This is a genomic window from Ruegeria sp. CDSC021 (assembly GCF_059610845.1).
On the sequence record NZ_JBXWOK010000001.1, the window covers coordinates 775,584 to 790,536 of the forward strand.

Below are 14,953 nucleotides of genomic sequence, written 5' to 3' on the forward strand. Positions count from 1 at the left end.
GGTCAGGTCTTCATTAAACCAAAGCCACTCGACATCCTCTGTCGCCGGCGGTCGATTGACTTGCGAAACGCTGTTTCGCTGACCAGTGACAGCGGAAAAAGAACCCTCTCGCCAACGCCGTCAATCACGGTCAGCTTGCCGCCTCTTTCCTGCGCACGAACGATGTTTTCGAACCCCATGTCACCCACAATGATCCGGCCGCTTTCGAGATCGTCAAACAGTTCCATCAATTCAGCATGAAGACGTTCACGTCCGGCGTGATCTTTGGCCAGCGCGACGCGTTCCGAATGCAGGGTTGGCGCAAGATCTCCGTCCGGGCCGGTCAGTTTTTCCACCACTATCGCCGGGCCCGCTGATGTTGGCGCATATCCCATGAATTGCGCCAACCTTTCGATCTCAGGGCATCCACGGTTGAGCGCCGCCAGATATTCGTTTGCTTCGCGGTTCCATTGGCGCAGATTGCCATAGCGCCATTCGGCATAACGCGGCAGAAAATGGCTACGCACAGGTTCGTCCACCCGCACTTTCAGCAGCGCCCCTTCGACCTCGGGGTGCTGATAAATCAGGTAGTTGCGACTTTTTCGCAGGGGATTGTGGGCGCTCAGGTCAATCATGTCCGGGTGTTCCAACAGGGGTTGGGGTCTGTGTCCTTGAATGCCGGACAGCCCAAGTGGGCGCATTCATAGAATTTTCTCAAACCTGTTACAACTCACCTTTTGATCAGGGCCCCAGATTGGGACGCGGCAAAAGGATAAAGGCCTGGTCACCAGATGATGCGACAACAGGCGTCGAGACCCAGTCGCCTGGATCGAACGGAGGTGTAATCCCATCGCATCTATCGGGCTGCTTCCAGCACATGATGATCTCGGCCCCGGTCAGATAGTTTAACCGCAACCGCAGCCCCCGTTCGAATTGAACTCTGGCGTCTGCCGCGCCATTCACGCCAAGAAAATGCCCATAGATATATACGGTTTCGACCTGTTCAGGCAGGCTTTGCGCCAATGCGCGCGTTGCTTTTTGCCAAGGCGGGATGAACATAAACGATGTTTTGCCAATGAGCATCAAATTGATCATCAACACGCACATCAACAAGATACGCGAAACACTTAACCATCTTTTTGAAGACTGCAGAAACTGAACCCCACACGTGGTGAGCACGACTCCAAACAAGATCCAAAGCCAGTTCAATGCCCGAACAGGGACCTGCACCCCCGACATAATCGCCTTGAGGATAAGCGGTGCCAGACCAGCAAGTGCAGCCATCAGGATCGCGACGGCAAACATCCGTCTTCGGGTAAACAGGAACCCCCAGGCACCTGCAAATAGGGCCAAGAGCATCAAGCCATAACCGATTGTCCCTCCGCCCATTGTATAGATGATGGATCGAAGGAATACTTTGACCTTGGTAAGGTTCAGCAGCAGGTCATCGACCGAATTTACTTCGTTCGGCCCACGCCATTCAGCAACCGGTATACCAAATATCCCATGATAAAAGTAGTTCAGGGTGTAAACACTCAGCAACGCCAGAACCAGGCTGACAAAGAAAATGATCAGCGTAACAGCGACGCTGGTATAGGTTTTTGGCGCCTTGTTTGACAGCAGGATCAGTGTCAGCAACAGGAACGGATAGGTCGTGTAGGCCATGAAGGATAAGGGCACTGCCACAACCAAAAGGGCCAGCGACACACGATGCGGCAGAAACAGAACTGCCAGGCTGTACAAGGTGATAACCCAGATCCCCGGCAGCAACGTGTTGAACCAGTATGAAATCAGGAATGCTGGAACCGAAAACGCAATGAATAGCGCAAGATAACCTTTGTACCAGATCGGGTCCGAACGCTCCATGATCGCGGCTGCTGCCGCAGCCGAGAACAAGCCCCAGGCTATGTTATAGAGATACATGCTTATTTGTGAGGGCCATAGAAATGGCCGGAACTGCCACCAGTAGTTCAACCAACGACCTTCATCCAAGGCCTTGTGGTAGGCAATCTCGGTCCAGCCCAGCAGCGCCGGGAAATCATCATGACGTACGAAAGGGTCGAAAAGCTGTGGCCAATTGATCAAGAACAACGCAGCGATGCAAAGCAGGGACAGAAAAAGAAACTCCTGCCGAGATGTTTTTTCCGTCATGATTTGTCGCCATATGACCTTGCAATAACAGAGGCCCGGACCTGAGCGATAGCGGTGACAGCCGACCGGGGCAAGGCACGCACAACCAGCTTGCGTAGGGTCCAGCCTAAACTGCCGACCTCTTTCAACGCGCCGGGCGCGACTTTGGTATCCAGCACGTCCTGAGACAGCCGGACTGCCCCTGATTGGTTCGCATAGAGGACAGAATTATACCGATACCAGGGTTCGATCGATTGATCCCCGAACATCTCAGGCCGCAAACAATCATAGGCCGTGTATCCCCGTTCAGCGAACAAACCCTGCCAAAAGGACAGGCGCTGTTCATTTATATGAAACTCGCCGCCCTGCCCCGGAACGGCGGCTGAGAACAGGACCAGATCGCTATGTGTGGTCAGGCTCTGAACCAGGCTGGCCGACGCGTCATGCGGCAAGTGTTCACCGACCTCAAGCGACTGAGCCAAATCAAACTGGCGTCCAAGCTCGACCGGTTTGGACAGATCTGCACCGATAAACGCCTCAGCCGGTATCGCAAGCTTGTCACGATCCACATAGTCGCCATCGACACCGGCAATATCCTTGCAACCCGCGGCCTGCCACTCCGACAGCCACACACCCCGCCCGCAGCCAAAGTCCACGACACTGTCCGCAGAGATTTTTCCTAGAAGGCAAGCAATTAGCCTGTTTGCGGACCGCCTGGCGCCCTGGTCAATATAGTCAAAGAACTCGTTTGAATAGATATGCGACATTGCCAATCTCTAGGTTGAATTCTGCGGTTTATAGACCCATAGCCGTAGGAACGCGAAGTTGATCACAGGCAGAACAACTACAACGACAGCGGCCGAGGCAGCTTCGCTCAGGCCAAAACGAGGGCCGGCCAGTCCGGTAATCGCAGCTGAAACCAGCAGCCCAATTCCGACCATGCAAAGAAACCGCCCAAACTGTGCAGGAACCACCAGCGCCTGCCCGAAGGTCCAGACTGTTTGCCCAATATATTGGATCAGGATTGCGGACCCAAAAGCCAATGCATTGGCGATCCAAGGCGAATGAAACACGCGCAACAGGCCCAGATAGGCCAGCATGTAGTAACCAGCCACGCCTAAGCCCACGATGGCAAACCGGATTATGCGGCGCCGTTCGCTCATTTCTGCGCGGTCTTCTCTTCTACTATGGTGTCTGAAATCTCTGAGGTCTCTTGATCTACAAAATAGAGTGGTCGGTTTTTGGCCTCGATATACAGACGTCCGAGATATTCCCCCATGATTCCAAGCGTCAATAGCTGGATACCCGAGAAGAAACTGATCACCAGAACCGTCGACGCCCAACCCGCAACCGCGTTGTAAAGGATCAAGGACCAAAAGACGTAGACCGCCATCAGCGCGGCGATAATCAGTGTCAGAAAGGCCATTCGTGTGGCGATCTGCAGCGGTTTGATCGAAAAACTCGCCAGTGCATCAAGCGCAAAGCGGATCATCTTGGACATCGGGTATTTGGTCTCGCCCGCGATCCGTGGGTCGCGGATGTATTCGATCCCGATTTGACGAAAACCAACCCAAGCGAACATGCCCCGAACGAACCGCGCGCGTTCCGGCATACTCAGAACCGCATCCAGCGCCCGACGGCTGACAAGCCGGAAATCGCCCGTGTCATTTGGAATGGGTACGTCCGAAAGCCGGTTCAATATGCGGTAGAAACCATGAGCTGTTACTTTCTTAAACCAACTTTCGCCTTTTCGCTCACTCCGACGCCCATAAACCACATCATAACCCTGATCCATCATCGCCATCATGTCCGACAAAAGCTCCGGCGGGTCTTGCAGATCGGCATCCAACATGAATATCCGCTGCCCTTGGGCTGCATTCAGCCCCGCTGTCAGAGCGATCTGGTGACCGCGGTTACCCGATAGCTTCAAACCGCGAATACGCGGATGAAACTCGCTTTGGGCACAGATTGCGCGCCATGTTTCGTCATTAGACCCATCATCCACCAGAATAATCTCGGATTCGGCGTTCCACTGTTCAGTCGCAGCGATCAGGCGCTCCACCAGTAAGGGGATCGACTCCTCTTCGTTCATGCATGGAATGACGACAGACAGTAACATCTAACCTCCGGGCGCGATTTTACAGCGCACCTATCGCAAAACGGACCAGCCAAGGAATAACGTTCACTTGGCGTTGTAGATGTATTGATATCTCAACAGACGCATCAGCGAACAAGCCGAGCGCCGAGTTTTCACCTGTAGTTACCCAACCGACACAGGAATAGGCCCTACCCAACAGTTTGACTGCCTCGCATCCTGAAATTCCCTTGCCTGCAAGAAACAGTAATTCTGGGCCATCTAAATTGGATGAATTCGCTCAACATGGGTTATGTGAATCGCTTACCGAGCCTTTTTTGCTGGGGGGCTCCAAAACAATGTCTGAGATGTGAAACACCTAAGCGTCCAAGACAAGAGCTGGTGTTGTGGCGGAGAGACAGGGATTCGAACCCTGGAGACGGTCTCCCGCCTACACACTTTCCAGGCGTGCGCCTTCGACCACTCGGCCACCTCTCCGTGCGGGCGTTATTTGGACTATCGCCTGGGGATTTGCAAGGCCCGATTAGTGTAAAATTCTCTGGCTCGTTTCAGGCCCGAACTTGCCTCAGGGTTCGTCACCATCACCGTCGGAAAGATCAGCCTCGGTCAATTCGGCGGGCGAAGAGGCCGGGGGCGCTTTTGTCTCTGAAACAGGCTCAGATGGGGGCATTTGCGCGTTATCTGACGATTGAAGAGCCTCGGGGTTTCGCAGCCAGACATCACGCTGAGCAAACGGTATCTCGATCCCCTCCTCGACAAAGCGGCGATTGATCTCATGGTTCATGTCGGACTTCACCGAAAGAACCCAATTCACATCCCGCAAAATGGCGCGGATTTCAAAGTCCAGAGAATCCGCACCGAACCCCTGAAACACAACGTTGGGTGCCGGATTCGCCAATACCATCGGATGTGCGTTTGCGATTTCGCCCAGGATTGTCTCGACTACGCGGGTATCGGTACCATAGGCCACCCCGACCGGGACAATGACGCGTCCGATCGTATTTCCACGGGTATAGTTGGTGACAACACCGCTGATCAGGTCCGAGTTTGGGACAATGACATCTGTTCGATCGAAGGTCTCAATCCGGGTCGAGCGTACCGAGATGTCGCGCACATATCCCATCATCCCGTTTACGTCGATCCAATCGCCTTTTGAGATCGGACGTTCGACCAAAAGAATAATGCCGGACACAAAGTTCGAGACAATGGTTTGCAGACCAAATCCGATCCCGACAGAGAGCGCCCCGGCCACGATGGCCAGGGACGACAGATCGAAACCCGCAACCATGATGGCGACCAAGGCTGCCAGGAAGATACCGACATACCCCGTCCCTGAAACAATCGCGTTTTGACCACCGGGATCAATGCTCGTCTTTGGTAGCAAAGAGGTCCGCAACCCACCCTGCAGGGCGCGTGTCAGTCCGTATCCGATCAGGAAAACCACCAGAAAAGTAAAGAAATTACTGGGCGAGACTGTCACGCCCCCAATGTCGAATCCCAAAAGAAGCCGCGACCATGCCTCTAACAAATCGGTCTCGCGTGCGCCCCAGATCAGCGCCAGAACCGGCAGGGCCAAAATGGCCATGGCAAAGCCAATCAGAACCGAAAACAATGTGTCTCGGGCTGCCTCACCCTTGCGGGTTATCAATCCATAAACCGAAGTCAGGAATCGTTGAAGGATGATCAGTGCGGCAATCAGGATCAACGATTTTACCGCTGGAAAAACAATGGCCTCAGCAGCGTTGTTATAACCGATGGCGGCCAGAACTGGGCTGACAACTCCCAACAGGAACAATGCTCGGCGCAAGAATTCGACCAGCTGGATGACCCCGGTTCCACGGGCATTGCCATCAGGTTCTGCCTGCACCTCGGCAAGCCGTATCTGCCGCGCACGCAACAGAACCAGAGCAGTTGCAAGAATAACTGGGAAGCCCACAACCGCGCGCGTCGCATCCGAAGTATTCTCGATCTGTTCGAAAAGGTTCCCAAGATCATGCAAAATGAGAAAAACGGCAAGCAGATCCAGGTAGATTCGAAGCTCGGTGATCCGCTTTGGCGAGAGCTTTCTGAAACCCCGCGCCTGCTGCATTACATAGACCTGACGACCAATCCAGTCGTAGTACAGAACAATGGCCGCCCAGAACGGTACGTTTTGTATCAGAAGGGTTCCCCGCAATCCCAATATCCCCGTCAGGACGACGGCTTTTACCAGCAACAAAACACCCAGCCATGGCAGAATTATCCGAAACAGCGATGTCAGGAATGTCCATACGCCAGTTCCCTGCCCCCCTATGGTACGCAGATAGTTCCCAGCAGCCTCGGACCAACGTTTTCCATAGCCCAGCAAAACAATGGCCACAAAGACCAGCAAAAGAATTCCAAGCCCCTGTTTGCGAAGCTGCTCATGCACCACGTCCGTTTGGTAGTTCTGCACAGCCTCGTTGAAAAGGCTTCGGCCCGCTTCAGTCAGGTCAACCCAGGCTGGCCGCCAATAGCTGGGGTTCAGTGGCGATGGGCCGCGCTCCAACAGCTCTTTTTTCTGCCTATTTCGCAGGATCTGGTCAATTTCTGCGATCAGTCCGTTGGCGCGACTGAAGGCCTCGTCGGAAATGATATGCGGCACCCGCAGCGCGTTCAGTTGGTTTTCAAGATGTGAACGCAGCGTAGCAATGTCTTCCGGTTCGGTTGCATCACCTTCCGGTCCGGGACCCAAAGCCTTGATCTGGCTTTCCAGGGTCTGGATACGTTCGGTATTTGCACCACGCGCGCTGTTGAAAACATCTCGATAGGTATGAATTTCCGATCGCAGATTTTCCAGCGAAGCGTTCGAGGCCCGATTGGCCTCGATCACATCTTCGGCCCGATCCGCCGTTTTCACCCAACCCTGATAGTAGTCACTTTGCCGATCCGAAAGCTGTGCCGTTGCAGGACCAGACAGAACTGCAAACAAAAGTGAAACAAGGGCCAGAAACAGGCGGACCTGCCGCAACATCATACGTCCTCGAAAACGCCCGGAATGCTACGCGGCGCCTCGGTCATCCAATCAGGAACAGGCAATTCTTTTTCGCGCAGGAATTCCGGGTTGAACAGCTTGGATTGATAGCGCGTGCCATAATCACACAGGATGGTAACAATGGTATGGCCCGGACCCAGATCCTTGGCCAGGCGCACGGCGCCAGCCATGTTGATGGCGGTCGATCCGCCCATGACCAGACCTTCGTCGCGCAGAAGGTCAAAGATATAGGGCAACGCTTCGTTATCCGTCATCTGATAGGCGAAATCCGGTTTGAACCCCTCAAGGTTCTTGGTGATCCGCACCTGCCCAATACCTTCCGCGATCGAGCTTCCCTCCATCGCGATCTCACCGGTTTTGTAATAGGAATACAACCCGGCCCCCATCGGATCGACCAATGCGATCTTGACGCCTTTGGGCTGCAGGGCCTCGGCCACACCGGCCAACGTGCCACCTGAACCAACCGCACTAACAAAGCCGTCGACCTTACCGCCGGTTTGCTCCCAGATCTCGGGGCCGGTGGTCTCGACATGGCTCTGACGGTTGGCGACGTTGTCGAACTGATTGGCCCAGATTGCGCCATTGGGTTCCGTCTGCGCCAGTTCTTCAGCTAGACGGCGAGAGTAATGTACAAAGTTGTTCGGGTTGCGGTACGGCGCTGCCGGGACCTGAACCAACTGTGCACCCGCAAGACGCAGCATGTCTTTCTTTTCTTCGGACTGGGTCTCCGGGATCACGATCACGGTCTTGAAGCCCATCGACGCCCCGACAAGCGCCAGACCGATACCGGTGTTTCCGGCGGTGCCTTCAACGATGGTGCCCCCAGGTTTCAGGTCGCCCCGTGCTATGGCATCGCGAATGATATAAAGAGCGGCACGGTCCTTGACCGATTGACCAGGATTCATGAACTCGGCCTTGCCAAGAATTTCACACCCGGTTTCCTCACTGATACGGCGCAGCCGGATCAACGGAGTTTTCCCTACTGCGTCGGCAAGGTCTTTCGCAATGCGCATGGCGCCCTCATTTCTTTACGTATCAACGAAGATTTACAGATGCTACGCAACAACCACAAGCCGCGATCACGCCCCACGCAGCCTGTCTCTGTTCCGAGCTAGCCAATGCGCCAGTGACAATAGCGGCAAATCCTTGAACCCATGCCCGTCGACTTGATCCATGAACTGAGCATAGGGAATGATTTTGGTGCGGATATCCTCACCTTCCGAGGCCAACCCGCCATCGTCTATCGTTTTCTCAAGATCGGCCAACCCTACGTAAAGATAGACGTATTCGGTGGACGATCCGCTGGACGAATAGGCCTCTCCGGCAAATTCAAGCGACTTGAGGTTGATCTGGGCTTCTTCCATCGCCTCACGCCGCGCAGCCTGTTGCGGCGTTTCACCGGGGTCAATCATGCCTGCAACGGGTTCCCACATCCACGGCTCGGGGTCTTCGATCAGGAAAACTGGCGTCCTAAATTGTTCAACCAAAAGCACCGCATCACGCCCCGGATCATATGGCAGAACCACCACAGCACTGCCCTGCATCAATCCATTGCGGTTCAGCACCGACCCCATCGTGCCGTCATTCCTTCGGTGTTGAAGCTGAACCTCCTGCATGCCGAAATAGTCAATATAGGCATGGGTATGCTCGTGTACGATCACATCCTTCTTCGGATCACGCGCGTCACCGGTTCCGCGTTTGCGTGCACCCAGCTTGGCCCAGGCGCGGGTTCGGATCGACGGAAAACTGCGCGCGATCTTGACGGCATCGGCCTTGCCGTAATAGCCCATGACCTCTTGCGCGGCGGTTAGGGTCAGATCCGCCCACGCGTCTGCCCAGTCCTGCAAGGACCATAGCTCACTGGGCGACCACAGGTCAGGCTCGGGAAAGAACACGCTGACTTCGACAACAGAGCCATCGGGCAGTTCAACGGGCTTCAGCTGCAGATCATAATCAAACCCCCCTTCATAGAAAATCAGTCGCCTGAAATCCTCGGGTTCGAGGCCCTGAACCAGAAGGCCATCCGCAACGCCCCCACGTTCTGGCTGGATCATCGGAAATGCCTCGTCGCGCACGCTGTAAATCGCGTGATCCTTCAGCTTGGCCTCTGACAAAGTCAGGCGTGACAGCGGACGGCCAAGCACCAGTTGCAGCAGTGGCAGATGCCGAAGCGTGCCATAGAAAAACAGATCGTTCACAAGGGTATCTCGCGTTGGTATTTGGGTGCTAGCGCCAGCGGCGGCTTGCTTCTTCCGTCGCCAAACCGGCGATAAGAGCGCCAATAGCCAAAGTCCACAGAATTTCCGGAGCTAACAACTGTTCGCCATATCCAACGCCAATCTTGAATATCGCCATAAGGGCCTCGAACGGGCCGTCATATCGGTGGCGCATGGCCAAGCGGAACATCTCATAGGTGCCCTGAACGAAAAGACCCCAAAACACCAGCGAGGCAATGCCTGTCAGTCCGTTATTGACGGCAGCGGTCCACCCTTTGCCGGTTCGCTTACCCATGATTTTCCAACCACACGCGACCCCAAGGGCCATGTTGACGACAGTGAAGTAGCCATAGCTTTTGCCTTCTTCACCATTTGCTATGATCATGCTGGAAACCAGAAATGCCACCACCGCCAGACAAAGGGCTGCGACAAGACGTGAGGCGCTGGGCATTCTAAAGGTCCGTTTACTAAGTAGGTTTCGCTATGGTGATCTGTGTCACATCACAGTTGCCGGTGTCAAAGGCCGCGCCGCAAGCGGTCAAATAATAATTCCACATGCGGCGAAAACGCTCATCAAACCCCATTCCCGAAATCTCGTCCCATTTGTCATTGAACGTCTCGTACCAGCGGCGCAGTGTCAGATCATAGCTTTTGCCGAATTCTTTTGACTTCACCACGGTCAGACCCGCATTCGCCACCTGCTCCTGCAGAATTGTCGGAGCCGGAAGCATCCCACCCGGAAAGATATATTTCTGAATGAAATCAACACCATTCTTATACACATCCCAGCGATGATCGCCAACGGTAATGATTTGCAACGTTGCCTGTGCGCCAGGTTTTAAGCGATCACGGATGGTGTCGAAATAAACCGGCCAATATTTCTGACCAACCGCCTCGAACATCTCAATAGAGGCGATCCCGTCATATTGGCCCCGTTCGTCACGATAATCCTGCAGCTTCAGATCAACTAAATCCGTAAGCCCTTCTTTTTCAATGCGTTGACGGGCAAAGCTCAACTGCTCCTTGCTGATCGTCAAGCCTGTGACCCGCAGGCCACGCTCTTTTGCTGCATATTCGGCGAAACCACCCCATCCGCAGCCAATTTCCAGAATATGGTCACCGGGCTTGGCACCCATTTCATCAACCAGACTGGCGTATTTAGCGGTTTGTGCCTTTTCCAAGCTTTCCTGCCCGGTTTCGAACAATGCACTGGAATAGGTCATGGTATCATCCAGCCATAACCCATAGAATTCATTACCTAAATCGTAATGATAAGAGATATTCTTTTTAGCCTGTCGACGGTTGTTTCGATGCAACCAAAAGCGCAGGCGTTCATAGGCCTGTACCAGAAATTTCCCGGTGAAATCGTCGTACACGGTCTCGGTACCCAGATGCACTAGATCCATGAAGGCACGCAGATCTGGTGTACTCCAATCGCCTTCCAGATATCCGTCTGAAAACCCCAGCTCACCCTCCCGGATAAGTCGTGCAAATACGTCCGGATTGTGAATATCGACCCGTGCGACAGGCCCAGGGCGTTTGCCTTCGGTGCGAAATACACGACCGTCTGGCAAGGCAATATCAAGCTGCCCCTGCTCCATCTGGTTCAGCATATTCAGAACATGTGCAAAATATCTTGGCAGGTCTGTCTGCCCTTCGATTGTAGTTAGAACCATCCGCTCTCCCCTGTGCGGTTGTTGTAGAAGGCTAAAACGAGTTTGTGTTTCTGGCAAGTTTTCAGTTCTTTACCGGCTTTTTCGGCCCTCATAGGCCGACAAGGCACGCGCGCGCCCTCCGGCCAAACCCACAACAGGGTTTGGGTATGGCGCAGACGGATCAAGACCCCACTTGCAGGGAATGGCTTCAAAATAATCAAGTGCGCTCGAGGGCGGGTTTGACTGTCCTTCGGCCACCCATTTCCGCACATAGTCGCAATAGGGATCATATTTTTTTTGCTGCGCCTCGGGGTTAAAAATACGGAAAAACGGGGACGCATCTGGGCCGGACCCAGCAACCCATTGCCAACCCATCGCATTTGAGGCCGGATCCCAATCGGTCAGGCAATCGGAAAACCAGCCCATACCGATTTTCCAGTGCGCCATCAGATGTTTGGTCAAATAACTGGCGACAATCATCCGGGCGCGATTGTGCATGCGACCTGTGACGTACATCTGTCGCAACCCAGCATCGACCACGGGAATGCCTGTCCTTGCCTGCTTCCAAGCAATGATCTCGGGGCTAGAGGCGTTTTGGCCCCAAGGGAACTGATCCCATTCCGGTTTCCAGTTGTTGCTTAACAAATGAGGCGTATGGAACATCAAATGATAGGCAAATTCACGCCAAACCAACTGCCGCAAATAGGCTTCGGTACCGGACATGCCGAACATCTCTGCGCCCTGAAGGGCGTGCCAGACGCTACGTGGTCCAATCTCACCCAGCGATAGATATTCGGAAATGCCCGACGTTCCATCCTCGGCCAGCTGATCCCGGGCTTCGGGATACCCCGAAAGCCGTTCCAAGAACCGATGGAGCGTTTTGAACGCTGCGTCTTCCCCTGGCTGAACATATCGGGCGCAAACTGATGCCCCGCGGTTCATTCCCGCGGCCAATCCCCACGACTCCAGAGTATCTGTATGCGGCCATTCCTTCGGCGGGGTCAGCGCGGCGGGTCGCGCATGTGGGAATGGAACCTCGCGTTTCTGTACCGATCGCCACATTGGTGTAAACACGCGAAAAGGCGTTCCGGTCTTGGTCTGGACGGTCCAGGGCTCAAAAAGCAGGTGCCCGGAAAACGATTTGGGCTGTACGCCCAATTTGGTCAGAGCCGTCTTGATCCTTGTATCTCGGGCAATCGTGTCCGGATCGTAAGCCCGAGACCAATAGACCTCGGTGGATCCGGTTTCCTTGATCAGGTTTTGCAGAACCTCCAATGCATCCCCGCGCCGCAAGATCAGACGGCTTCCCAACTGCGCCAACGCACGGTCAAACACCTCAAGGCCATTGCCGAGGCGCCATTTAGGAGCCGCACCCAAGGCCTGCCCGAGATCGTCGAAAATATAGACCGGAATAACTGGCCTCCCCGTTGCCGAAGCAGCGCTGAGTGCAGGATGGTCCGACAGTCGCAAATCCTGTCGGAACCACATAATTATCGGCGGGCTCTTGGGTCCCATGACTGCTCCGTATTGTTTACCTTTCTACGCAGCAGTGTCAGAACTGGATCACAAAACTGCGTCCAACGCATTCAAAAGCTGATCAATTTCCCGTTTCGATGTGTAATGCGTAAAGCTGACTCGCAAAACACCTTCACCCAGATCCACACCCATGGCCTGCAAAGGACGCACGGCATAGAAATCGCCGCCACCGGCCATAACCCCATGCGAGGCAAGATTGGCAGCAACAGATTCAGCATTTCGGTTCAGCGCCAGCGCGACCGTTGGCGCACGCCGCGAGGCATCAGAGGTTCCGATCAGACGGACTGCATTGCGATCTTTAACCGCATCCAGAACCGGTTGTAGCAGGGCGATCTCGTGCCCGCGCATCAGGTCGTGGACAAACGCCCCCCGCGCTGCAGCACCAGTTCCGGGTCCGTCATGATGTTCGCATAATAGATCGACGTAATCCGCCATTCCCGCGCTGGCGGCGATCTGTGCGTGATCCGGCCCTGCAGGGGTAAAGCGTTGATAAAGAACATCGCCGTTGAAATAGTGCCCCTGATTGGGCAACAGCTCACCCAATGCCCGGCGGATCACCATGCACCCCTGATGAGGACCATAGGTTTTATACGCCGAAAACAGATAGATATCCGGTCCCAGATCACCGACATTCGGAAATCCATGCGGCGCGTAAGAGACACCGTCGACGCAGACAAACGCGCCAGCCGCATGTGCAATCGCAGTTATCTCGGTAACCGGATTGATTTCCCCGACCACGTTCGAACAATGCGGAAAACAGACCAGACGCACCTTTTCGTCCAGAATGTCCTCAAGATCCTGCGGGTTCAGAGACCCGGATTCGGGGTCTATCTGCCATTCGCGAACCTCTATGCCCTCATCAGCAAGACGGCGCCAAGGCCCCGAATTGGCCTCATGATCTTGATTTGTCACGACAATCGCATCACCCGGCTGCATCCACTGTCGGAATGCCTGCGCCAGAACATAGGTGTTCTGCGTGGTCGACGGGCCAAAGCTCAGTTCATCTGCATCCACACCCATGATCGCAGCCATCCGGGCGCGGGCCTCGTCCATTTCCTCTCCGGCCAGACGGCTGGCATCATAGGGGGCATAGGGCTGAACCTTGCGCTGGGTGTAATAGCGCGTCAAACGATCAAGCACCGGCTTGCAAGTATATGATCCACCAGCATTTTCGAAAAATGCCTGTCCCTTTAGGCTGGGTTCGGAAAAAGCTGGGAACTGCGACCGAACGAAATTGATATCCAGAGTGCTCATGGCACGTGCCTCCTTGATCATGCTTGCCTATCCAAGAGGTGCCCGAGCATGATTTCGGAACCCTCAGAAATCATGGCAGGTCTTCCAGCCCAGCCGACACGTTCAGGTGCCCGCAGAACCTGCGCCTTTGCCGCGCAAGTACGCTGACAAATTGCCCACAGCTTTTGCCATCGTCAAGAACACTGTGCCCTGAACCAAAGAAAAAGCCGGGCAATCATGCCCAGCCTTGAAAATGAGTATCGTTCGGGTGTCAGCCCTGAACTTTTGTGTAGGTTCCCTCACCGGCTAGGATACCGCGGAAACCGCCCGGCTCATCCAATCCGAATACGATCAGAGGCAGGTTATTGTCGCGCGCTAGTGCAATGGCCGATGCATCCATGACTTTCAGCCGCTTTGCCAACACGTCATCGTAGCTGACCGAGTCATAACGCACCGCATCCGAATGTTCTTTGGGGTCTTTGTCATAGACACCGTCCACGCCGTTCTTACCCATAAAGATCGCCTCGCAAGCCATTTCATTGGCGCGCAGTGTCGCTGCAGTATCTGTGGTGAAATACGGATTCCCTGTTCCAGCGGCAAAGATGCAGACCCGTTTCTTTTCCAGATGCCGCACAGCGCGGCGGCGGATGTAAGGCTCGCAAACCTCATCCATACGAATGGCCGAGATCACACGAGTAAATACGCCAACCTCCTCAAGCGCCGATTGCATGCCAAGCGCATTCATGACCGTAGCCAGCATACCCATGTAATCCGCCGTCGTCCGTTCCATCCCCTGAGCTGAACCGCTGAGACCGCGAAAGATGTTGCCACCACCGATGACCATACAAATCTCGACCCCTAGATCGTGAACTGACTTTACCTCTTGCGCGATGCGCTGAACGGTGGGGGGATGCAGGCCAAAACCCTGATCTCCCATCAGCGCCTCGCCCGAAATCTTCAGCATAACGCGGCTGTATTTCGCCTTGGTCGTATCGACAGTGTCGGTGGTGGGGGAAAGGGTCATATTGCGCTCCGGGCTGGCACGGGTTTAATTCCGGCGCAAAATGAAGCAAAAGCTCCGCGGGTTCAATGCGGA

The 14,953-nt window shown here is 54.6% G+C and carries 13 protein-coding genes and 1 tRNA gene; all 14 read right to left on the minus strand.

Going from position 1 to position 14,953, the window contains the following annotated elements:
- Nucleotides 1–2 precede the first annotated feature (2 nt).
- On the minus strand, nt 3–680 hold the full coding sequence (locus AC2FGB_RS03915; RefSeq protein WP_496693250.1) for a YrbL family protein: 678 nt from the start codon (nt 678–680) through the stop codon (nt 3–5).
- 40 nt (nt 681–720) lie between these two features.
- Nucleotides 721–2,130 (minus strand): hypothetical protein, encoded by a 1,410-nt coding sequence (locus AC2FGB_RS03920; RefSeq protein WP_281994716.1) that lies wholly within the window; start codon nt 2,128–2,130, stop codon nt 721–723.
- Nucleotides 2,127–2,876, minus strand: a complete 750-nt coding sequence (locus tag AC2FGB_RS03925) for a methyltransferase domain-containing protein (RefSeq protein ID WP_142634211.1) — start codon at nt 2,874–2,876, stop codon at nt 2,127–2,129. Before AC2FGB_RS03925 ends, AC2FGB_RS03920 begins: the two co-directional genes overlap by 4 nt.
- 9 nt (nt 2,877–2,885) lie before the next feature.
- Complete coding sequence (locus AC2FGB_RS03930; RefSeq protein ID WP_271946729.1) at nt 2,886–3,272, minus strand: GtrA family protein; 387 nt, start codon at nt 3,270–3,272, stop codon at nt 2,886–2,888.
- The gene (locus AC2FGB_RS03935) at nt 3,269–4,228 is read right to left on the minus strand and encodes a glycosyltransferase family 2 protein (protein ID WP_496693251.1); all 960 of its coding nucleotides are present in this window, start codon (nt 4,226–4,228) and stop codon (nt 3,269–3,271) included. Before AC2FGB_RS03935 ends, AC2FGB_RS03930 begins: the two co-directional genes overlap by 4 nt.
- Nucleotides 4,229–4,591: 363 nt before the next feature.
- A tRNA-Ser gene (locus AC2FGB_RS03940) sits at nt 4,592–4,681 on the minus strand.
- 88 nt (nt 4,682–4,769) lie between these two features.
- The gene (locus AC2FGB_RS03945; RefSeq protein ID WP_281994719.1) at nt 4,770–7,196 is read right to left on the minus strand and encodes a DUF3772 domain-containing protein; all 2,427 of its coding nucleotides are present in this window, start codon (nt 7,194–7,196) and stop codon (nt 4,770–4,772) included.
- Nucleotides 7,196–8,230, minus strand: a complete 1,035-nt coding sequence (locus AC2FGB_RS03950; protein WP_142634220.1) for a cysteine synthase A — start codon at nt 8,228–8,230, stop codon at nt 7,196–7,198. The genes AC2FGB_RS03945 and AC2FGB_RS03950 overlap by 1 nt, the downstream gene beginning before the upstream one ends.
- Nucleotides 8,231–8,296: 66 nt before the next feature.
- Nucleotides 8,297–9,415, minus strand: coding sequence for an NUDIX domain-containing protein (locus tag AC2FGB_RS03955; RefSeq protein ID WP_496693252.1), 1,119 nt, complete (start codon nt 9,413–9,415; stop codon nt 8,297–8,299).
- 28 nt (nt 9,416–9,443) lie between these two features.
- Complete coding sequence (locus AC2FGB_RS03960; RefSeq protein ID WP_142634225.1) at nt 9,444–9,884, minus strand: TrgA family protein; 441 nt, start codon at nt 9,882–9,884, stop codon at nt 9,444–9,446.
- A gap of 16 nt (nt 9,885–9,900) precedes the next feature.
- On the minus strand, nt 9,901–11,109 hold the full coding sequence (locus AC2FGB_RS03965) for an SAM-dependent methyltransferase (protein WP_142634227.1): 1,209 nt from the start codon (nt 11,107–11,109) through the stop codon (nt 9,901–9,903).
- Between the two features lie 69 nt (nt 11,110–11,178).
- Entirely contained in the window at nt 11,179–12,603 is a 1,425-nt protein-coding gene (locus tag AC2FGB_RS03970; RefSeq protein WP_496693253.1) for a cryptochrome/photolyase family protein, read from the minus strand.
- Between the two features lie 48 nt (nt 12,604–12,651).
- Nucleotides 12,652–13,878 carry an aminotransferase class V-fold PLP-dependent enzyme gene (locus AC2FGB_RS03975; RefSeq protein ID WP_496687742.1) on the minus strand — a complete coding sequence of 409 codons (1,227 nt, stop codon included), beginning with the start codon at nt 13,876–13,878 and terminating at the stop codon, nt 12,652–12,654.
- Between the two features lie 250 nt (nt 13,879–14,128).
- Entirely contained in the window at nt 14,129–14,881 is a 753-nt protein-coding gene (gene pyrH, locus AC2FGB_RS03980) for a UMP kinase (protein WP_142634233.1), read from the minus strand.
- Between the last annotated feature and the right edge of the window lie 72 nt (nt 14,882–14,953).